The organism is Calditrichota bacterium, assembly GCA_013112635.1.
GTDB lineage: Bacteria > Calditrichota > Calditrichia > Calditrichales > J004 > JABFGF01.
Genome location: JABFGF010000002.1, coordinates 674,190 through 696,290 on the forward strand (window position 1 = coordinate 674,190; position 22,101 = coordinate 696,290).

Consider the following 22,101-nt stretch of genomic DNA (forward strand, 5'->3'; position numbering starts at 1 on the left):
GGCTTCAAGTTAGATTTGCATCAAACTTAAAATTATCAGGAAAAACTCTTTAAAATGCACACAGTAACAAATCATAGAATTATTAATGGCGATTCCAGGGAAATGCCAGAAATAGAAAATAACTCCGTTAATTTAGTAATCACCTCCCCACCATATTGGCAGCTAAAAGACTACGAAAATGAAAACCAGATTGGATATAACGATACCTATGAAACATATATAAACAACTTGAACCTGATATGGGAAGAATGTTTTAGAGTACTGGATAATGGGTGTCGATTATGTGTAAATATTGGCGACCAGTTTGCACGATCCGTTTATTATGGCAGATATAAAGTGATCCCAATTCGGACGGAAATAATTAAGTTTTGTGAATCCATCGGCTTTGATTATATGGGTGCCGTAATTTGGCAAAAAAAAACGACAACAAATACGACAGGTGGAGCAAGCATCATGGGAAGTTTTCCTTTCCCACGGAATGGAATTTTCTCAATTGATTACGAATTTATTTTAATATTTAAAAAACTGGGTAAACCCACAAAGCCAGACCCTGAAAAAAAGAAACTTTCAAAACTGACAACAGAAGAGTGGAAAGAATATTTTTCCGGGCATTGGAATTTTGGTGGTGCTAAACAGGATGGCCATATCGCCATGTTCCCCGAGGAATTACCCAAAAGGCTAATAAAAATGTTTTCTTTTGTGGGTGATGTTATCCTTGATCCATTTGCAGGAAGCGGCACAACATCTTTAGCTGCAAAAAATTTGGACCGTAATTCTGTTGGTTATGAAATAAATGCTGATTTTATTCCATTTATTAAAGCAAAACTAAATTCTGATTATGACGATGCTGTTTATGATTTTACAAAGCAAAAATCAATTAAAACCGACTTTAAAAAACGGATTGAGAACTTCCCTTATGTTTTTAAAGATCCTCATGCTTTAGATAAAAATATTGATCCAAAGAAATTACAATTTGGTTCAAAAATTGATAAGAACTCTAAAAAAAGAGAAGAATATTTTAGTGTTAAACAAATTATTTCTCCAGAATTATTACTATTAAACAATGGTTCGAAAGTGCGCTTGCTTGGGATTAAAGAAAATAAAAAACTGAATGGGGCCGCTGTAGAGTTTCTTTCCAAAAAACTAAAAGGCCAAAAAGTGTTTCTAAAACATGATGTCCAAAAATATGACGATGAAGAAAACTTGCTTGGCTACCTTTATTTGAAAAATAAGACCTTTATAAACGCGCATTTAATTAAAAATGGTTTGGCTCAAGTCGACACTTCGATTGAATATAAAAATAAAAGCAAATTCTTGGGACTGGAAAAAAACAATAAATAATTGTCGGAATTAATTAAAATCCACACCTTAATAATTATTCATTTTTATCAAAATAAATACCGCGTTTTTCAAGCTCGCACATAAACTCAAAACCAGGAATAGAGAGTTCCTGTTTTAGCACACCACGGTCTTTGATTTTTCCTTCAATTAGCATTTGCAAAATTATTGATGCCGGAAAAGCCGTTGTGCGCATCATAGCTGTAAGGTTATTTTTTTTATCCTCGTATTCGATTGCCTGATACGAAACTACTTTCTCTCTCCCTTCTTTTTGACCTTTCGCTTCAACCCGAATTAGAGCCACATCTTCACTTTCATAAGAAAGCAAACTGTTAAGCATCGCTTCAAATGCAGCACGTGTATTTACAGATTGACCATCAAAGTCAAAATGTGCTTTCTTTTCCGTAAAACCTAAATCTATCATCGCTTTCATCAAAGAAGCATGGCCCGGATAGCGGATTGTTTTATAGTCGAGATTGATCACATCTTTTTCAAATGTTTGCGGCAGTGTAGACGTACCTCCGGATGTATAAAAGGCTTCTAATTTGCCAAAGGGATGTGGAAAATCGAGAGTTTCAAGGCCAGTCATTGACTCCACTTTTTTAATTTTGCCGTCTTCGATAACAACCGTTGGTTCAATATATTCATTTATCAAGCCATGTACTGAAAACACAATTTTATACTTTAAAGGGGTTTGCGGAGAAAGAGGTAACCCCCCAACTCTGATTTTTACATCATCAACACGGGCCAACTGATCCATTGCATAAGCTGCCACAATTGAGACCATCCCAGGCGCAAGACCACAATCCGGCACTATGCCAACATTGTTTTCTTTTGCTTTGTGATCAAGCCTGAATTGTCTTTCTACGACCGTGTTATTACCACCGAGGTCTACAAAATGTGCTCCATTTTCGATGGCCAACTCAGTCAGATCTAAATTATAATCATATGGTACAGCGCTGATAACACCTGATACATTTTTAAATAGTGGTTTTAATTGATATAAACTATCAGCCTCTATACAATTAAAGGATAACAATGGATTATTAAAGTGAGCTTTCATTGTATCCAATGCGGATTGCTCCCTATCTACAACAACAATTTTTTGAATATTTTTATTTTTCAACATATCAAAAACAAAACCATATGCCATACGACCGGCGCCAAGTACTAAAATGTTCATAGAAGCTACTCCAAATATTTATAAAAATGTGATCACATTCTTTTGATAATCTACTAAATCCATTTGTAAATTCCTTAACTATTTAAAAGAAGGATTTGAAATGCCTAAACACAAAGTTGTTATCGTCGGTGCCGGATTTGCGGGTTTGTATGCAGCAAAATCTTTAGCAAAAAAAGATGTGGAAGTGACCCTGATTGATAAAAGAAATTTCCACCTTTTTCAGCCTTTACTGTACCAGGTAGCAACTGGTGGATTATCTCCCGGGGATATTGCTTCGCCTATCCGCGCTATTTTTAAAAAGCAGAAAAATATTACAGTTTTGCAAACTTCCATTGAAAAAATCAATTCAAAAAAGAAAACTATTATAACCGGTGAAAAGGAAATTGAATATGACACTTTGATTATCGCAACAGGCGTAAAACATCACTACTTTGGAAACGATCAATGGATAAATGACGCGCCCGGTTTAAAATCAGTTGAAGATGCTTTAAAAATAAGAATGCGTATTATGCAGGCATTTGAAAAGGCAGAACTTGAAAGTGATAAAACAAAAAAATGCGAATGGCAGCGGTTTGTTATCGTAGGCGGCGGGCCAACCGGAGTGGAGCTTGCAGGAGCTCTGGGTGAGTTGGCCAATCAAACTCTGCTTGGTGATTTTCGCAATATTAATCCTGAGGAAACTGAAATTTACCTGGTTGAAGGGGCTGAAAGAATTTTGCCAACATTTTCCGCAAAGCTTTCATCTAAGGCAAAAAAGTCTTTGGAAAAACTATCTGTATCTGTTTTGACAAAAACACTTGTTGTGGATATTGACAAATCACTTGTCCGGTTAAAAAATGGCGACTCTGAGAAAGTGCTTAATGCCCGGACTGTTTTATGGGCCGCTGGTGTAAAGGGATCTTCCGTTGGTGAATTGCTGCAAAATGAAAATGGTGTGAAGTTGGATCCGGCAGGAAGGGTTATTGTAAATTCCGACCTTTCCATTCCTGGAAATAAAGACATTTTTGTAATAGGAGATCTTGCCCATTTTGAAACCGAAGAAAAAGAGATGCTTCCAGGCGTTGCGCAAGTAGCCATGCAGCAAGGTCGTTATATGTCGCAACTTATTTTGAGACGACTAAAAGGGCAAGGCATTGGTCCATTTAAATATAAAGACAAAGGAAACATGGCAGTAATTGGCCGTAAAGCTGCTGTGGTTCAAATGGCAAAACTTGAGTTAAGCGGATGGCCTGCCTGGTTAATCTGGATTTTTATCCATATTGCATATTTGATTGAATACGACAGTAAAACGAAAGTTATGCTGCAATGGGCCTGGAATTTTTTTACAAGAAAACGGGGGGCTCGCCTAATTACAAAGATGGATTAACGGATAAGAAACATTTTTTTAATTTTTGTAAAATTCTTTTTGCCTTTGGAGCTAATCCTGTAAAAATATATACCGGATGAAATGTTTGTTGTCCAGCGAACTTCATGAAAACCCGCAGTTTGGTTTCCACTAAAAAGAGTTTCAATTTTTTGGCCGACGGTATTAAATATTTCAATTTTAACCCGTGAGTCAGACGGAAGACCATAGCTGATTGTTGTCGTGGCATTAAATGGGTTTGGGTAATTTTGAAAAAGCACATATTTTTCCGGAACACCATCACCATTTTGGTCATATTTTGAAACCGGAAAAGAAACAACCAGGTTTATTGTCGCAGTATCTGCCAAACCTCGCGCATCAGTTGCAATAAGAAATAATCTAAACTCACCAAAAATTTCCGAAACATTAATAAAAAGACTATCCTGATTTTGACTTAAAACTATTGCACTTGTATCGCTGAAAAATGACCAGCTGATTTCATCAATTGAATTATCAATGTCTTCAACATTTTCGTATAAGTTTATTGCTTTGATTTTATCATTTACAATTTGCAGTTCATCCACAAATGAAACAACTGGTTTATCATTGACAGCCGTTACATTGATTGGCCAATATGTTGAATCTGATTTTCCGCCGGGATCGTTTACAACCACTAAAAGGCTGTCTTTTCCAAACCAATTCTCCGGAGATGAAATTGTTAAATTATTGAGATCTATTTGTGCCGATAATACATTTGAAATAAATACGAGATTTAAGGAATCTTTTGGGTTATCAATATCTGAGATGAACGGATCAAAATAAGAATTTTCCAAAATAAAAGGAACATCTTCTAGGATTGATAAAACCGGAATTTTGTCAATTACGGGACGATCATTTATGGCAGAAATTTTCACACTTATTGTATCTAATGCTTGCAACCCGCCCGGATCACTAATATTAATCTCAACATCAAATTCCCCAAAAACATTTTCCAAAGATGAAAAAACTATAGCCAGGCTAAGGCTATCATCATAATTTAAAAGTTGGCTCACACCGGACAAAACACGGCTGCTAACTTTCAATTCCCGGTTAGGATTATCAACATCGTGTACAAAAGCGTTAAGGTCCAAAGCATAATTTCCATCTTCATCAAAAACTATATTTGGGATTGAACTGATGATCGGCGCATCATTTATTGCTTTTATTTTTATTTTTACCGTATCTAAAGCTGTTAAACCTTCCGGGTCCTTTACTGTAAAACCAATCTGAAAATTTCCAAAAAGATTTTCCTGAGGAACAATGCGCACAAAATGATGATTGATAATTGAAGCGGATAACGTCTCTCCTGAAAAAATTTCTACCCCAAAACTAAGACTTTCATTAGGGCTTTCCTCGTCCGATGCATGTATTGACAAATCAATTAAAATAGAATCGTCTTCATTAAAGATTATATCCGGCACGTTCTCAATCACAGGAAAATCATTTACTTCGATGACATTTATTTTAGTTATCAAAGTATCCTCACTAATCATATCCGACACTCTGATAATTACTTCCTGATTCGTGCCAATATCTGAAACAAGCGGTAGGCCGGTTAAAAGACCATCAGTAGAAACAGATATCCAATTGGGGAGTTTCTGAGCAGTAAAAACCAGAGTATCACCATCTGTTTCCTGTACAAAAAGTGTGTCAATAAACAGCTGGTCTTCTAAAGCATCCGGTAAGATAGAAGTTATAAAAACAGGTGGATCGTCAACACCCATTATGTGCACAATAACAGTATCAACAGCTGAAAGGCCACCGGGATCGTTTACGATAAAACGAATTGGGAAATCACCAAATACATTTTCATCCGGAATAATTTCAACTAAATGTCCATCGGTAACTGTAACATTTACACCGGACTCGGGCACTAAAACCTCGGCGAGAAAAATTAATTCATGCAGTTCATTGTCTTCATCAGAAACATAATCCAGTAAATCAATACTCGTAGAATCATCTTCCTCAAATGTTACATCCGGTACTCCTAATATAACCGGTGCATCATTTACCGGAACCACATCCATCGTGGTGGAAAGTGTATCTTTTAAGCCAAGCGGATCAGAAACAACAACTGTTACTTGCTGATCTTCTCCCGTATCACTGTTCAGGGGCATGCCACTTAGCAAACCGCTACTGGAAACTGCCATCCAGGTCGGAGCCGAAATTTTTGTGACCGTTAAAAGAATATCATCCACATCAAACGTTTCTAACTGAACGACATAACTGGAATCTTCGGCAGCATTAGGCAAGCTTGTTGTTATAAATTGTGGCGAATCATTTATATTGTTTACCGTGAAAAGTACCTCACTTTGGTCCGATAAATTATCCGGGTCAGTAGCCTTAAATATAATTTCTTCAAATCCAAACCAGTTGCTGTCTGGTGTTGAAACACTTGCTTGGTTCATTTCATTAATCAAAACAATAAGATCGCTGTTTCCTGATTTTGTCCAGACAATTTGGTCCTTAGGCGTATCGATATCCTCGATAAAATTATCAAGAAAAATAGTTTGGAAACTAGCTCCCTCCATTATGTTTTGCGATGGAATATCTGTCATAACCGGTGCATCAGGAATATTCGTTACGGTGAAAATAACATTTACAAAATCTGTTACAAAAGATGGATCAGTCGCTGTAAACTTAATTGTTTCACTGCCAAACCAGTTACTATCAGGAATGCTTATCCGGGCAATATTATTTGCATCAATTAAAATGCTTAGCTCAATGTCACCTTCATGGTCCCAATTAATTTCGCTATCTGCGTTATCTACATCATGGACAAAATCGTTTAAATGAATCGGTTCAAATTCTGTTCCTTCATCAATTGTCTGGTTCGGGATTGCTGAAACCACCGGCGCATCGTTTACAGGGTTTACCCTAAAAAGTACCGAAACCGAATCAGACAAAGAACCAGGATCAGTAACTTTAAATTTTATCGTATTGTCTCCATTCCAGTTTTCATCATTTGCACTTAAAGACGCAACACCATTGGTATTTATGATGACACTTATATCCGGATTTTCCGTAACAGTCCATTGTAATTCTGAAAATGTATTATCAATATCCTGGGTAAATAATTTTAAATCTATTGCTGTGAAGGCGCTCCCTTCATCAACTGTTTCACCGGAAATTGGGGAGAGCACCGGAGCATCGTTAATATTGATTACATTGATTGTTGTTTGCAGCGTATCTTTTGCAGCGCCTTCATCGGTTACAGTAATTTTTACAGGAATTGCTGTCCCACTGTGTTCATTAAGTGGAAAGCCAGACAAACTCCCATTTGCAGAAACATCCATCCAAACAGGGACATCCAAAGCTGAAAATGTTAAAATAGCACTCTCTTCGTCGGTGGCGAAAACCGTATCGGTATAAGCGATATCTTCAATTCCGTTTATTAAACTGGTCGTTGTTATAACTGGGTTGTCATTCACTTCAATCACTGTGATTTGACTAAACAACGTATCAGATAACTGCACTACGCCGTCATCTGTCAATTTAATTTGTAGCGGAAAAGTACCAATGTGAGAGAGGTTTGGTCTGCCGGTTAGAACCCCTGACGTGGAAACTGACAACCAGATTGGACCAGAAATTTTTACAAAACTAAGATTATCATTATCAGGGTCACTTGCCTCAAGAGTAAAAATATAATCCTGGTCTTCAGTTGCAGAGTCTACTTCGGTAGTAGTAATAGTAGGATAATGATTTGAAATATTATTTCGGTCACCAATTGTAAACTCTGAGAGGCTGTCCACTGAAAAAGTAATTGTATTGTTTGCAATTGAGTGAGAACTGTTGGGAACAATATGCCAGCTATGAGAGGAGCTGTTTACAACCCGGTAAAAAATTTTGAGATTGTTTTCATCCAAACCAGTAATTTGGTCCGCGTTATATTTTAAAGAAATTTGAGTATTTGTTATCGTGCCTTTTTCAGAGCTCAACACCCAGGAAACTTGTGCTGTATTATCGGGATAATCGGAAGCCGGCTTACTCATTTTTCTTTGAACATGGAAAAGCCCGTCAGAACCTGTAGAGAAATCAACGCTAATGTTTTCATCACGCATTAAAAAATTGGGTCTGTCACCCGCCGATAAATAATGTGGAATCGCTGCGGGCTCACCCGTCACTTCATTTGAAATATGATAAATGCTTCCTGACTCAAGGCTATCATTATTTGTAGCTAAAAAAGCACTGCTTACTATATCTCCAAATCCATCCGCATTAAAATCCACCCCGGATGTTGATCGGCCAAAATTGTCACTTGCGAATGTGCCGTCATATCTCAGATCAAAATTTGTTGAGGATTGCAAGTCAAGCAGCTCAGCACTGGTGTAAGAATTATTTCCATAAATAACATAAACACTCCCAGAGTTAGTGCTGTCATTATAGTCTGCATAATATGAACCGAAAAGTAAATCATGAAAACCATCGCCATTAATATCGTTTGAAGAAACACTAAGCCCGAGGAGTTCATCGGCAGCGGCTCCATCAAACCGGAGATTAAAATTATTCACTAAAGTAAGATCGATGTCTTTTTCAACAACCGGTAAAGTTGATCCATTGATTAGATAAAAACTTCCAGAACGGTTGCGAGAATTGAAATCAGACCCGGCTGCACCCAAAATCATATCATCAAGTCCATCACCATTAAAATCGCTACAAACGCCTGACAATCCCAATACATCATTTGTTGCCGTTCCGTAAAAGCGCATATCATAATTATTCTGATCGGCAAGAGATAAACTTAGCCCATTTGGGTTTTCATCCTTTCCGTAAATTATAAAAATGCTGCCATTGTCAACTCTCAGATCTGTGTTTTGATAGGGGGCGCCAACCATTAAATCTATAAATCCATCGCCATTTAAATCGCCTCCAGCCAAAGAGGCTCCCAAGCTATCACCTTTTGCACTGCCGGTATACACCTTATTATAAGATGTACTTTCAGAAAGATCTAAGATAACACCTGTGCCGGAGCTGTTGTTTCCATAAACAATGTAAATACTTCCTAAGTCCTGGCTTTCATCGTTGTTAGCAAGAGCTGCCGACATTATTATGTCATCAAAGCCGTCGCCATTTACATCCCCACTAAGCACTTTTTCGCCCAGACGGTCATTTCTCAGAGCACCGTCAAATCGGATACTATAATTATTTTGATCCTCAAGATCCCTAATTTTTTGAAGGCCAAAATTTGCTGATCCATGAATTACAAAAACACTCCCTGAGCCTAGTTTACCGTTTGTGTTTGAAGTATTTGCACCAATTAAAATATCATCAAAATTATCGTTATTTAAATCACCGGAAGCAACTGAACGCCCCAGCTGATTTTTTTTGTCTATTCCATCAATACGAACATCGTAATTAGCAGGATTATTTAAATCAGAAATTACAGCTTTGGAATCAGATCCTTTTCCAAAGATTATAAAAACACTTCCTGAGTTTAAGCGGTTATTAGCAGAGTTACGGTAGGCGGCAACAATAAGGTCCTGAAATCCATCACCATTAATATCGCCATAAGCAATACTTTGGCCAAGCCTTGCGTCTTTAAGCGGTCCATCAAAACGGGTATTAAAATTCTGTGAATCACCCATATTTATTTGTGAAAATACAAAAGAGGAAGAAAGAAATAAAACAATGGTCAGGCTCGAATAAAACCTGGTTTTGGAAGAAACCTGGCTTTTACACATGAGTATATAATAAACCCGTTATATTTTGAGCTAATATACAAAATATAAAAAGCAAAAAAATAATTATTCAACAAAACCAAGAATTTTTTTATTATGCCTCTAAGACCGCTAAAACTATTTAACTTGTAAGTTTGAAAATATTGCTATCCCTTAAATCCAATCTGTTTATGTTGACCATCGCAAAAGGGTTTGTTTGCAGATGCACCGCAGCGACATAATGCCGCTTTATCACCCTCTTTAATAATGTTTCCATCAGCATCTTTTACGCAAAAAGACCCGCTTAATAACAAAGGTCCGTTCTTCATCATATTTACTTCTAAAAGTTTACCGTCTTCTTCCTCATCGCCTTTAGTTTTAAGGTAAGACAATGCCTGTGATGGACATGTATTTATAGTCTTCATTATATTCTCTGCAGTTGCAGCATTAACATCAATCCACGGTTTTCTCTTTACATCAAAAACGCTTGGTAACCCACCCACACATTTTGCTGAATGAATGCAGAGCCCGGGCTTCCATAAAACGGTGATTTCTTCATTTTTATATTTGATTGTTTTTTCGGCCATATGTTTTTAACTCCAGAAATTTGTCTTAATTATTATTGGTTTTTAACGCTGTTTCTATGTTAATAATTTCAAAATGTTTTCGGTTACCTAAAAATTCAATTTATGCATGACAACTAAAAAACCCTTTTTTGTATAACCTTTTAATAACTTGGTCGAAATAGTAAACATGAACCCAAAATATTAACGGTTTACCCATAAGGATTGATCAATGGAAAAAATTGAAAAGAAATTAATTTTAACAATTGATGACGATCATGATACACGTGCACTTTTTAAAATGGTTTTGGAAGAAAATAACTTCAATGTTATTGAGGCCGCTAACGGAACACGTGGTATAGAAATCTTTGAGGCAGAATCCCCGGATCTTGTTTTACTTGATCTTAGAATGCCCGGGATAACTGGGTTTGATGTTTTACATCATATTACAAAAATATCTCCAACTACACCTGTAATCGTTATTTCAGCCACTGATTCGATTGATGACGTTGTTGAATCGCTGCGTTTCGGTGCCTGGGATTTTATTTTAAAGCCTATGCAAACTTACAACATAATGTTGCACCGTGTTAACCAGGTTTTGGAAAAGTCGAACCTGAAAAAGCAAAATCTTGAATACCAGGGACTTCTTGAGGATGCAATTAATAAGTTGCAGAATGATTTAAAATCGGGCCAGGATATTCAAATTAAATTACTGCCTGACAGCACAGTCACTTTTAACGGATATCAGTTCAATAGTTTAATATTACCTTCCCTATATTTAAGTGGTGACTTTTTAGACTATTTTGCAATAAATGATAAATACACTGCGTTTTACATTGCAGATGTTTCCGGACATGGTGTATCGTCTGCTCTTGTTACCGTTTTTCTAAAAAGCTTTATGAACAAATGCATTGATGATTATAAGCAAAGCAATAACCAGACAGTTTTAGATCCGGGAAAATTATTACAAACACTCAATCAAGATTTTTTAAATGAGCATCTGGATAAATTTAGCACTTTATTTTTTGGATTAATCGATCACAATGATAATAAACTGATCTATTGTAATGGTGGACATTATCCGTTCCCGGTATTAAGGCAAAATGAAAAGTGCATTATTTTAGAATCAAAAAATACACCCATAGGAATAATGCCGGACATCGCTTTTGAAAATATTTCCGTTCAGCTAGAAGAAAACTTTTTTTTAGCATTCTTTTCCGATGGAATTTTGGACATATTACCACAAGATTCGCTTGATGAAAAAATTAATCTATTGAATGAGTTATGCATGTCGGACAGAGAAACATTTCAAAACTTCATATCCGGGCTTAAAGATAATTCGGCAGGTTTGCCAGATGATATAACAGTTTTAACTATTGAAAAGGGCTGATAAAATGTGTGCCGGAAAGATACTGTTCGCTCAAAAATCCAATGTGTGTTATCTTAAACTGATCGGTGAGTTAAGATATAATTTAAGCCAGGGATTTGACAGTATTGTAAAGCAGGAATTAAAGAATGATAAAACAAACACTTTTATAATTGATCTGTCCGAAACAGAGTATCTCGATAGTACAAACCTTGGTATTATTGGAATGGTTGCAGCTGGCCTAAAAAACAAATCCGATCAAAAACCAAGGCTAAATGCGCCAAATAAAGACATACAAACGATACTCAATTCAATGAGTTTTAATACTTTGTTTGAAATAACCAATAAACCTCTTGTTGAAGACCTGCACTTCAAAGATACATCACAACTCGGGACCAATTTAAGGGATTCAAAAGACTTGGTTTTGGAATCTCATAAAACACTTTCTGAAATGAGTTCTTATAACAAAGAAAAGTTTATACCGGTTATTGATGCAATCCTCAAAAAGAAAAAATAATACCCAACTCAAGTAATATCATTATCTAAAATCCAAGCCAATAAGTGAATTTAGCTAAAAATATATTATCCGGTTCTCTGTTTAAAAACCGATCCGGAAAAGGTTTTGAAAAACGTATACGGCCATTATTTTCAAAGTCTGATCGGTTTTGTGTCCAGGCCAGAAATAGTGTTGAGCCTGGCTGATACTCCCAACGCATTACAGCATTTCCTCTTAATGAAGTAAATGTGAAATCTGGATTATCCCAGCTCAAACTTGGTGCTTGCCCAACACCATCAACATCTGCAGTATAGGTTTGGCCATCATAAGAGATTGTAGAATTTCCACTACCAAAAGTATTAAAATCATAGCTATTACTGCGTGCAAGATATTTAAAATTAAAATAATCCCCACTGGATATAAGCGGCTGAACATAAACTTGCAAACTAAGCTCTGGAGAAAAAGTCCAGTTTAATCTAAAACTGGATGAAAATGTTTTGCGGTGCATCTCAGCAAAAATATATCGCTTTCCATAGGTTTCTGTAGCTGTTATATCTTCATTATCGCCATTTGCACCGGGTACCCATTGCGCAACCGGAAAATCCCAACTAAAATTTGGATAAACAGATAAGGCAACATTATCGGATGGTTTCCACTCAATTTCCAACCCGGCACTATAGTCCTTAGAACCTGATTCACTTAAATATGTAAAGCCATCTACTTCAAAAACAATGTCTTTGCGATTATCGGACTCAGCCGAAGCAAAAAACTCAAATCCTGCTTTATTTTTCGTTAAAGGACCACCGCGTGTCCGGTCAATATTTGTTGTTTCCGGATTTACAGCAAAGCCCATGTCAAGCTCATAATAATTCAAAAAGCGGATATATACATCTGACCAAATTCCGGCCCAGGTTGTGTTTCCATCAAAATCTTTCGAACCAAAAAGAGAACCCAAAACTGAAAGATACCGAAAATATTCCGTTGGTTTTGTCCAACGATACCCACCGGCCATATGTGCATTAATTACATTTGTGCGCCACATAAACCCAAGATCGTTCACATCAAAACCCGGATCAATAATACCAAGTGCTGAATTAAATCGCCAGTTACCTTTTTGCTTATTTATGGCCACGCGTCCTGCAAACCCATTTAGCGATGTTGCATTCGAATCGAGTGATGCATAATCAAAATCAGGCCTGTGGTACCTGTGACGTGAGCTCCGTTGTAAATTAGTAATTTTAGTTTTATTACCATGAACACTTGAAAAACCGGTCCATCCATTAACAACCCACATTTTGTCATCATCAAGAAAAGTCCAGCCATCTAATCCAAAAGAATAGGCTTCACTATTTACATAGTCACGCAAGCTGTTGTTTTTAAAATTTCTGATTGTTGCTGTAGAAATAAGCCCTAAAGCATGGCGGCCTTCATCAAATTCTTTTTGAACCCGTAAAACATTGTAAGAGCTCAGTGGCTCAACCTCAAACTCGTCCTGTTTTCCGCGAGTAAACTCATTTGTAAGAGAATCTGTTCGGCCAATATGCTCAAAGTCTGCATACTCACGATCTGTAACAGCTGTAACAAATCCCAAATTCCATCCATTGCCAAGCTTTCCGGATATTTTTCCAGCACCTAAAATTCGCGAACCATCAGGCCTGTCTATAAACTCTGCCGATTCCGGATTTGGTCCTGTAGGTGCTTTTCCAATTCGCCGGCTGTAAAAAAAATTGGGGTCTCCCCAGTTAAATCCCCAGTTGCTGTTTGAACCACCTCTGCCAAACCTAAAAATTGATGCTCCTTCAATAAAAAACGGGCGGCGCTCAGAAAAGAATGTTTCAAAATCACTAAGGTTAATCACAGCGGGATCTACTTCAACCTGTCCAAAATCAGGATTAATTGTTCCATCTAAAGTTATATTACTGGTAATACCATATTTAAAATCGGCCCCCACACCATATTGCTGACGTGAGCCATCGTTGAACGGGTTTCCTTTCTCTGTTTGGATATGCTCGGATTTTACTCGAACATATGGCAAAATTTGAAAGTTATTTGATGGTTTTAAACCCTCCAATCCAACCAGATCAACAAATCTTGAAACAAAACCGCTTTCATCTTTGGGTTTGTATGAAAGAAAAACTTCTTCCTGATTCCGGCTAATTTCACGTATAAAATTAATGCCCCACACAATATTTGTTTCTTCTTTAAACCTAAGCTGTGAAAACGGAATTCTCATCTCTACATTCCAACCATTTTCATCGATTGTTGTTTTTCCAACCCAGACTCCATCCCAGGAATCATCATCCCAATCGTCATTATATAATACACCATCGTAATATGTACCTGCTGCACTTAAACCAAAATAAAAGCCACTTCTTTTGTCATAATATGGATCTACATAAAATCCAAACAAGTCAGTATCCATGCTTTGATCTTTTCTGCCTAACCTTGCCATAATTGAATCTGGCTCTGAATCAAACAACCGGGCCGCAACATATAAGTTTTCATCATTATAGGCGATATAAACTACCGTCTTTTGGCTTGGGTCTGCTCCTTCTTTTGGATCTCTTTGCTTAAAGTATGAGATACCTTTATTTTCATTCCAGACTGATTCAATAAGCAGTCCATCAATTGTTATTTCTTCAGTTACCCGAATGGCAGTAATTTTTTCTGGAGGGCCATCATTGGGGTCAGCAAAAAGTATTGTTGAAAAAAAGAAAACCAGGAGAATAAAAAAAATAGTATCAAGTTTCATAAAACCTCTTTAATGATATTTAATATGGTGTATATTCGGTTAGTCTTCTTCTTGACGCATTTTTTTGAAAAAAGTTAGCCAAAAAAAATTATGAGCAATACAGTAAAAACAAAAGCCTTGGTTTTAAGCTCAATCCGATGGAAAGAATCCAGCAAAATTGTAACTCTTTATTCTGCTCAACTTGGAAAAATAAAAGTTATTGCAAGGGGTGCATATAAAAACAACAGTGCCTTTGCCGGAAAACTGGAATCGCTGCAACTAAGTGAGTTTATTATCTTGTCTAAAGAGAGCCGGTCTTTGCAAATCCTTAAAGAGGTTGAGCATTTCAATTCCTTTAATACTATCCGAATGGAGTTAAATAGGCTTCCTTATGGCTTAGCTATTCTGGAGTTAATTAACCAGGTTTTAGAAGACGGCTCTCCGGACGAGGTTTTCTTTGATTTTATTGTTGAAATGTTGCATGCGCTTGAAAACACAAAGTCTCCAGCAAATGTGCTTATTTATTTTTTACTTAAACTTTCTTCGTACATGGGTTTTAAGCCATCTTTGCAAGATTGCAGCGCTGGTGATCTTTCAAAATGTGCTGATAAAGTATTTCTATCTTTGGGAAACGGAAAGATATTTTGCCGGAATTGTCCTACCTCTTACCCCAACCCAATTCAACTTCAAAAAGAACAATTCTTTTTCTTAAAAAACTTACAAAATTTAAATCATCGCCGATTAGGAAAGTGGGAGTTTACCCGCTTCGATACGATGATCTTAATCCAACGGCTGATTAGTTATATTAATTTTCATTTTGAAAAAAATATTCATATCGAAGCTCTCCAATTATTATCGTAAATATTAATACAGCAATACCAATATCCTGATCTAAGTGGATTTGTTTGGTTATCGCAATTGAAATTTAGTAAATTCGGTGCCCTTTTAAATATAGGGCAGATTAATTTACAATCATTTTGATTTTTTGGGAGGAAAAGTGTGGCAAAGCCATCTTCGAATAAGGTAATGGATAAAATTGTTTCGCTGGCGAAAAGAAAAGGCTTTATTTTTCAAAGTAGTGAAATTTATGGCGGGATTAACTCTTGTTATGATTACGGTCCGCTTGGCATTGAACTTAAAAAAAATGTAAAAGATTTATGGTGGAAAAGCATGGTCTACGAGCGTGATGATATTGAAGGCGTTGATGCCAGTATTTTAATGCACCCACGTGTTTGGGAAGCATCAGGCCATGTTGACGGTTTTACCGATCCGCTTGTTGATTGTAAAAATTGTAAATCACGCTTTCGTGAAGATAAAATTGACACAACAAAACCATGTCCGGTTTGCGGAAACAGGGATACTTTCACAGATGCCCGTTCTTTTAACCTGATGTTTAAAACATTTATGGGCCCGCTGGAAGACTCAGCAAGTATTGTTTATCTTCGCCCCGAAACTGCACAAGGTATATTTACAAACTTTCACAATATTCGTGAAGCATCACGCCAGAGATTGCCATTTGGAATAGCCCAGATTGGTAAGGCTTTTCGAAATGAGATTACTCCCGGAAACTTTACTTTCAGGACACGTGAATTTGAACAAATGGAAATGCAATTTTTTGTAAAACCCGGTGACGATGAAAAGTGGTTTGAATACTGGATGGAAAAACGGTTGGAATGGTACAAACGCATCGGTCTCAATAAGGACAAACTTCGTTACCATGAACATGGTCCCAATGAACTCGCTCATTACGCAAAAAAGGCTTTTGATATAGAATATGAATTTCCTTTTGGCTGGCAGGAAATTGAGGGTATTCATAACCGTACTGATTTTGATTTAGGCAAACATGCTGAGTTTTCCAGCAAAAATATGAGTTACTTTGATGACCAGGTAAAAGAAAAATATATTCCTTATGTTATCGAAACATCTATCGGGTGTGACAGAACCGTTTTGACTACTTTGATCGATGCTTATGTTGAGGAAGAAGAACGTACTGTATTAAGATTTGCACCTGCAGTTGCACCGATTAAAGCAGCTGTTTTTCCTTTGGTAAAAAAGGATGGTATGCCGGAAATTGCTAAAAAGATTGTAGATGATTTGAGAGGCGAATATCGCGTTTTTTATGATGAAAGCGGTGCTATCGGCCGTCGCTACAGAAGACAAGACGAAGCAGGGACACCATTTTGTATAACAATTGATAATGATACGCTTGAAAAAAATTCCGTTACAATTCGTCACAGGGATAGTATGCAACAAATAACTGTGGCTGCCGGACAGGTAAAAAAATATCTGGCTGAACAGTTAGGTTTATAAGGAAAATGGCGGGGTATTCAGCTTTGGCAAATAAGAAATCTGAGAAATATAATAACTTGTTTGTAAAAATATTGAGCAAAGTTCTTTTGGCTCAAATTATTTTCCAAATAATATTTACAGGTTTATTATTTTTTGTTTCGCATGTGGATATTGGTACAATTCAGTACGTAAATATCAGCAGCTATATTCTCATTTTTATTCTTAGTCTTTTTTCACTCAAATACTCCATTGCAAACCGCCCGTTAGTAATGTTGTTCATTGTAATTTTTTTCTATCTGGCGGTTAATCCGATTGTTCTGTTATTTGGGACTTTCCTCCCATACAATCTTCAGATTGTTATCACTACAACATTGATGTTACTTATAACTTCGTATTTATTTTTTTATTCAATATCACCCAAAGCTGATGAAACTTTTACACACCTTCTTTATGCATTCTTGATCACAGCTACCATTATTCTTTTAACATACGCCAACCTTGATATATTTTTTGATTATACAACTTTGGATTATTCTCTTGAAAAGGATCAAAAAACATATTGGGATTTATACTCATCAGTACAACTTGGGTCATACTATGTTTACCTTGTAAATTTTTCGTTGTTATTATTTATATGGTTTATTTATAACCAAGGGCAATATATTCTCTCAGAATATTTAGCCTCTCTTATTGCAATCCATACTTTGATGATAGTTAATGAAATTTACCAGTTATATAATCATATGCATCTGTATGAAAATTACATTGAGGCACAATATTTTAATGCCGTAATAAACATTGGTTATATTTCAATTTGGATTATCCGTCTTCAATATCTATCAAGCCCGGAAAGCGAAAAAAACGAAAAGTACATTCAAAACTATGATTTATTAAAAGGCTTTGTCTCAAAACCGATTAACTCTTTTTGGCGAACTGTTCTAACCAAACTTGGCAAGCAAAGGTTGCTGGTTGGATCTGTGTTCCTTTTTCTAATAATCTGCATACCATCACTGTTCTTTGGTGAACTGGACTATTTAACCCGATTTAACATTATTCTGATGTTTCTATTTCTATTTGCCGTGATTATTTATGCCATTGTTTATACACAGCGAAAATGGTTTACACATATCGGTTTCTTAATAAAGCGTAAAGAAAAATAACGGATTGTTTTTATGGAAACTCGCTTATCTGATTTAATAGAAGATTTAAATGACGGTTTCTGTTCTATACGAATAGATGGTGATCTTATTTACGCCAACCAGAGTGCTAAGAAGTTGTTAAAAATTTCTGATGATTCTTCCATTAATATTTTTACAGATGTAATTAGAAATAAGGCATTAACCCAATCTATTAAAAGAGAAATTGAAAAAAGTAAAGGGTTAAAAGATATTGAATGTGATCTTTACGACTATGAAAACAAAAAATTCCCCGTTATCCTTACTGTAAATTCTATAAAAGATATTGATGATTCAATTGTTGGGATGGCTTTATTGTTTAAAGACATGTCGGCATTAAAGGAAATGCATAATCAGTTATTGCAAGCGCAAAAAATGGAAAGTATTGGTATGCTGGCTAGTGGGATTGCCCATGAGTTTAACAATCTACTTTCCGGCATATTGCCAAATGCTGAACTAATTAAAATGACAATTGAAGATGGTTCTGCAAACTTCTCGCGCGCTGATGCAATTCACAAATCAGCTCAAAGAGCCGGCAACATAGTTAAGCAACTATTAAGTTTTGCCAGGCACGACCACATTGATGATGATGTTTCACTGAACTTAAACAGAGCTGTTTCTGAAACCCTTGAAATAATGAGTAAGTTATTTGGAAAAGAAATAATTGTTAAAAATAAATTACCCATCAACCTGCCTCTAATAAAAATTGATCCTACGCGAATACAACAAATTATTATGAATTTAGCAATTAATGCGCGCGATGCTTTAGAAGGATCCGGAACAATTACCTTTTCAGCAAAACCTGTTACTATCGATATCCGTAATGGAAATGGGCTGTCGGCTGGCCAATATGTTATGCTGTCGGTTGAAGATAATGGCAAAGGTATTTCCAGAGAAAATATCGAAAAAATATTTGACCCATTTTTCACAACAAAAGAACCGGGGAAAGGAACCGGGCTCGGACTTTCAACAATTTATGGAATAATAAAAAATTTACAGGGTGATATAAAAGTGTTTTCTGATGAAAACAAAGGAACCCGGTTTGATCTGTATTTTCCGGAAAGCCATTCGAAAGAAACAAAAAATGAAAAAGTTGACGATATATCTACAAACAAAAAGAACAAAACTATCCTAATAGTTGATGATGAAAGGGTAATACGCGAAATGGCCAAAGACATGCTTTCATATATCGGCTATAAAACTATTTGTGAAAGTAGTGCTCTAAATGCTATTACTCGTTTCAAAAAAGAAAAGAATAAAATCGATTTAGTAATTATCGATCTAATCATGCCTAAAATGAACGGCGTTAATTGTTATCACGAAATAAGAAAAATCAGCAAAAATGTACCTGTAATAATTACTTCTGGAGTTGGTGAGGCGAATAAAAGATCTGATATGTTACAAATGGGCGCTGCAGAATATTTACAAAAACCTTACGATGTAAAAACATTTTCTGAAATATTTGATAAGATTTTTTCAGAAAACTAAGCAATATCTTCTAAAAAAAGGGCGCCATGAAATTAATCAGCACCCTTTTTTAGTTTTAATAATTTACTTATAAAATTCTTCTATTCCGTCTAAGATGTAATTCTTTTGTTCATCCGTCAGTTCAGGATAAACCGGAATTGCAATTGTAGAATCTGCTGCATTCTCAGCCACAGGAAAAGTTCCTTTTTCATATCCGAGATATGTGAAACATTCCTGGTTATTAAAAGTTACCGGATAGTAGATTTCACATCCCACATTCAATTCCCGTAAATGCTTTATTAAGCCATCACGGTTTTCACATTTTAGAATAAACTGATTGTAGATATGTCTATAACCATCGACAGAAAAAGGTGTGGTTATATACTTAGTAAGTCCTCTGTTTTCTATTTCCTGAATGTAATATTCTGCATTTTCTTGTCTCCCGGCTGTCCAGCTATCAAGATATTTTAATTTTATATCTAAAACGACCGCTTGCAATGAATCCAGTCTAAAATTACCACCGATAAGTTTATGATAATATTTTGGATACGCCCCATGGTTTTTCAGGTAATCCATTTTCTTAAACAATTCTTCATCCTTAGTTGTTACAAGTCCACCATCTCCAAATCCGCCCAAATTTTTACTTGGGAAAAAAGAAAAACAGCCAATATCTCCAAAAGTACCAGCGCGCTCACCTTTATCATTTTCAGATCCAATTGCCTGGGCAGCATCTTCAATAACATAAAGATTGTTTTTACGGGCAATATCCATAATAGCGTTCATATTTGCCAGCTGGCCATACAAATGGACCGGAATAATTACTTTGGTTTTTGGTGTTATTGCACTCTCAAGTTTTTGCGGATCGATGTTATATGTTTCCGGATCAATATCCACAAATACTGGTTTTGCCCCAATCCTTGAGACACATCCGGCTGTTGCAAAAAATGAATAAACCGGGACAATAACTTCATCACCGGGTTCAATATCCAACGCCATCAAAGCTAAAAGCAATGCATCTGTTCCTGAAGAAACACCCAGCGCAAATTTTGACTGACAATATTCTGCAATATTATTTTCGAACTCTTTTAAACGGGGTCCGCCAATAAAATATTGTGACTCCATAACCTCTTTAACTGCAGGTTCAATTTCCTTCCTCAAAGTATCGTATTGCGCTTTCAGGTCTAACAATGGAACATTATTAATAGTTGTTTTCATAAAACACAAACTCCATTCATTTTCTATTTAAAAGTAGCCTAATTTAAAACCCAGTCAAACAATATTCCATGATTTATTTATATTTTGGAATTAGCTATTGCATTTACAATTATGTTATTTATATTTGGATAGGTGTCTACCACTGAAAGGTTTATTATGATACGTTTAAGAATAGTTCTTTCTTTCATGCTTATTATCGCTTGGTCCTGTGAAAACAACAGTCCACTAAACAATGATTCACAAAAACCTGGTGATGTCTCCCTATCTATTGATATGACGCTTGCTCCGACAAAAGTTTCTGGACTAAAGGGTCTGCTTGAGCGTGATGGGTTTGAATCTATTTCGTTTGAATTTATAATTACAGATAACCAAGCCGTTGCAGAAGTTGAAAATATTGTTCATGGTGAATGGGAGCTGTCTGTCCATGCTGTTGATGAAGATGGAAATATTATTTACCAGGGATCAACCAAAGTAAATATTAATCCGGGTGAAGTGACTACAGTCCATTTGCACCTAGATACAACAACAGGAAATCTGAAAATTATTGTTACCTGGGGAGATTGGCCAACCAGGCCGGTAGCATATTATCCTTTTAACAGCAGCGCATCTGACAAAAGTGGAAACGAAAATCATGGTGAAGTGATTGGTGCAATATTGACGGAAGACCGTTTAGGAAAACCAAATAGTGCATACGCGTTTGATGGCTTTGACGACTATATCGATATAGGCAACAATCCTATTTTAAAACCTCAATTCCCAATAGCTGTTTCCACCTGGATAAATATTAAATCGTTTGAAGATCATAATCCAATTTTTACCAATAATTTTGACGACGGGGAATATTTTGGAATTTGGTTTTATGCTTTATCCACCAAACGAGTTTCACTAATGTTTGGGAATGGTGGCCCAGCAGGACCTTACAGCAGAAGAGGGTATTATACAAAAGATGAAGTATTAAAAACCAATGAGTGGATCCATGTAGTTGGTATTATGCGAAGCCCTGACGATATGGATATTTATATCGACGGCAATAAAGCAGAACTTATAGAATCTACCGGATTAAGTGATTCAACATCGCTGGTTTATAATAACAACCCTGCTTCAATAGGCAGAGGTGATGGCACCATCACTGTAGGTAATACTAACTATTTCCATGGTAAAATTGACGAATTGTATATTTTTAATACAACACTATCTCAAAACATGATTGATAAATTATTAAATTCAAATAATTAACAGG

The 22,101-nt window shown here is 36.1% G+C and carries 14 protein-coding genes; 9 read left to right on the forward strand and 5 right to left on the reverse strand.

Translation table 11 applies throughout. From position 1 onward, the window contains the following. Nucleotides 1–54 precede the first annotated feature (54 nt). Complete coding sequence (locus HND50_08035; protein ID NOG45165.1) at nucleotides 55–1,341, forward strand: site-specific DNA-methyltransferase; 1,287 nt, start codon at nucleotides 55–57, stop codon at nucleotides 1,339–1,341. 34 nt (nucleotides 1,342–1,375) lie between these two features. Here the strand turns inward: HND50_08035 and HND50_08040 are convergent, their stop codons facing one another. Further along, nucleotides 1,376–2,521, reverse strand: a complete 1,146-nt coding sequence (locus HND50_08040; protein NOG45166.1) for a hypothetical protein — start codon at nucleotides 2,519–2,521, stop codon at nucleotides 1,376–1,378. 100 nt (nucleotides 2,522–2,621) lie between these two features. Between HND50_08040 and HND50_08045 the strand changes: the two genes are divergently transcribed. Further along, complete coding sequence (locus HND50_08045) at nucleotides 2,622–3,887, forward strand: NAD(P)/FAD-dependent oxidoreductase (GenBank protein ID NOG45167.1); 1,266 nt, start codon at nucleotides 2,622–2,624, stop codon at nucleotides 3,885–3,887. Here the strand turns inward: HND50_08045 and HND50_08050 are convergent. Both HND50_08050 and HND50_08055 read right to left on the reverse strand, forming a co-directional pair. Then, the gene (locus tag HND50_08050; GenBank protein ID NOG45168.1) at nucleotides 3,884–9,487 is read right to left on the reverse strand and encodes a tandem-95 repeat protein; all 5,604 of its coding nucleotides are present in this window, start codon (nucleotides 9,485–9,487) and stop codon (nucleotides 3,884–3,886) included. The two genes, HND50_08045 and HND50_08050, sit on opposite strands and share 4 nt — an antisense overlap. A 239-nt stretch (nucleotides 9,488–9,726) precedes the next feature. Continuing rightward, the gene (locus tag HND50_08055; protein ID NOG45169.1) at nucleotides 9,727–10,146 is read right to left on the reverse strand and encodes a hypothetical protein; all 420 of its coding nucleotides are present in this window, start codon (nucleotides 10,144–10,146) and stop codon (nucleotides 9,727–9,729) included. A gap of 208 nt (nucleotides 10,147–10,354) precedes the next feature. Here HND50_08055 and HND50_08060 point away from each other — a divergent pair, with 208 nt between their 5' ends. Together HND50_08060 and HND50_08065 are read left to right on the forward strand one after the other, a co-directional pair. Continuing rightward, entirely contained in the window at nucleotides 10,355–11,512 is a 1,158-nt protein-coding gene (locus HND50_08060; GenBank protein NOG45170.1) for a fused response regulator/phosphatase, read from the forward strand. Between the two features lie 4 nt (nucleotides 11,513–11,516). Continuing rightward, nucleotides 11,517–12,005 (forward strand): STAS domain-containing protein, encoded by a 489-nt coding sequence (locus tag HND50_08065; protein ID NOG45171.1) that lies wholly within the window; start codon nucleotides 11,517–11,519, stop codon nucleotides 12,003–12,005. A 25-nt stretch (nucleotides 12,006–12,030) separates the two neighbouring features. On the opposite strand, the gene HND50_08070 is transcribed toward HND50_08065, so the two are convergent. Beyond that, entirely contained in the window at nucleotides 12,031–14,736 is a 2,706-nt protein-coding gene (locus tag HND50_08070; GenBank protein NOG45172.1) for a carbohydrate binding family 9 domain-containing protein, read from the reverse strand. A gap of 90 nt (nucleotides 14,737–14,826) precedes the next feature. Between HND50_08070 and recO the strand changes: the two genes are divergently transcribed. The 4 genes from recO (at nucleotide 14,827) to HND50_08090 (ending at nucleotide 19,667) form a co-directional block, all read left to right on the forward strand. After that, nucleotides 14,827–15,576: a DNA repair protein RecO gene (gene recO / locus HND50_08075; GenBank protein ID NOG45173.1), complete on the forward strand. Its 750-nt coding sequence runs from the start codon at nucleotides 14,827–14,829 to the stop codon at nucleotides 15,574–15,576. Nucleotides 15,577–15,741: 165 nt separating this feature from the next. Further along, nucleotides 15,742–17,025 (forward strand): glycine--tRNA ligase, encoded by a 1,284-nt coding sequence (locus HND50_08080; protein ID NOG45174.1) that lies wholly within the window; start codon nucleotides 15,742–15,744, stop codon nucleotides 17,023–17,025. Between the two features lie 5 nt (nucleotides 17,026–17,030). After that, nucleotides 17,031–18,164, forward strand: a complete 1,134-nt coding sequence (locus HND50_08085) for a hypothetical protein (GenBank protein ID NOG45175.1) — start codon at nucleotides 17,031–17,033, stop codon at nucleotides 18,162–18,164. Between the two features lie 12 nt (nucleotides 18,165–18,176). Further along, nucleotides 18,177–19,667 (forward strand): response regulator, encoded by a 1,491-nt coding sequence (locus tag HND50_08090; GenBank protein NOG45176.1) that lies wholly within the window; start codon nucleotides 18,177–18,179, stop codon nucleotides 19,665–19,667. Between the two features lie 63 nt (nucleotides 19,668–19,730). Here the strand turns inward: HND50_08090 and HND50_08095 are convergent, their stop codons facing one another. Beyond that, on the reverse strand, nucleotides 19,731–20,861 hold the full coding sequence (locus HND50_08095; protein NOG45177.1) for a DegT/DnrJ/EryC1/StrS family aminotransferase: 1,131 nt from the start codon (nucleotides 20,859–20,861) through the stop codon (nucleotides 19,731–19,733). Nucleotides 20,862–21,017: 156 nt separating this feature from the next. On the opposite strand from HND50_08095, the gene HND50_08100 reads away from it, so the two are divergent. Next, on the forward strand, nucleotides 21,018–22,097 hold the full coding sequence (locus tag HND50_08100; GenBank protein NOG45178.1) for a LamG domain-containing protein: 1,080 nt from the start codon (nucleotides 21,018–21,020) through the stop codon (nucleotides 22,095–22,097). Nucleotides 22,098–22,101: the final 4 nt, after the last annotated feature.

Bases quoted from the DNA above. Each gene is read 5' to 3' on its own strand.
- HND50_08035 (NOG45165.1), top strand. From the start codon at position 55: ATGCACACAGTAACAAATCATAGAATTATTAATGGCGATTCCAGGGAA.
- HND50_08040 (NOG45166.1), bottom strand. From the start codon at position 2,521: ATGAACATTTTAGTACTTGGCGCCGGTCGTATGGCATATGGTTTTGTT.
- HND50_08045 (NOG45167.1), top strand. From the start codon at position 2,622: ATGCCTAAACACAAAGTTGTTATCGTCGGTGCCGGATTTGCGGGTTTG.
- HND50_08050 (NOG45168.1), bottom strand. From the start codon at position 9,487: ATGGGTGATTCACAGAATTTTAATACCCGTTTTGATGGACCGCTTAAA.
- HND50_08055 (NOG45169.1), bottom strand. From the start codon at position 10,146: ATGGCCGAAAAAACAATCAAATATAAAAATGAAGAAATCACCGTTTTA.
- HND50_08060 (NOG45170.1), top strand. From the start codon at position 10,355: ATGGAAAAAATTGAAAAGAAATTAATTTTAACAATTGATGACGATCAT.
- HND50_08065 (NOG45171.1), top strand. From the start codon at position 11,517: ATGTGTGCCGGAAAGATACTGTTCGCTCAAAAATCCAATGTGTGTTAT.
- HND50_08070 (NOG45172.1), bottom strand. From the start codon at position 14,736: ATGAAACTTGATACTATTTTTTTTATTCTCCTGGTTTTCTTTTTTTCA.
- recO (NOG45173.1), top strand. From the start codon at position 14,827: ATGAGCAATACAGTAAAAACAAAAGCCTTGGTTTTAAGCTCAATCCGA.
- HND50_08080 (NOG45174.1), top strand. From the start codon at position 15,742: ATGGATAAAATTGTTTCGCTGGCGAAAAGAAAAGGCTTTATTTTTCAA.
- HND50_08085 (NOG45175.1), top strand. From the start codon at position 17,031: ATGGCGGGGTATTCAGCTTTGGCAAATAAGAAATCTGAGAAATATAAT.
- HND50_08090 (NOG45176.1), top strand. From the start codon at position 18,177: ATGGAAACTCGCTTATCTGATTTAATAGAAGATTTAAATGACGGTTTC.
- HND50_08095 (NOG45177.1), bottom strand. From the start codon at position 20,861: ATGAAAACAACTATTAATAATGTTCCATTGTTAGACCTGAAAGCGCAA.
- HND50_08100 (NOG45178.1), top strand. From the start codon at position 21,018: ATGATACGTTTAAGAATAGTTCTTTCTTTCATGCTTATTATCGCTTGG.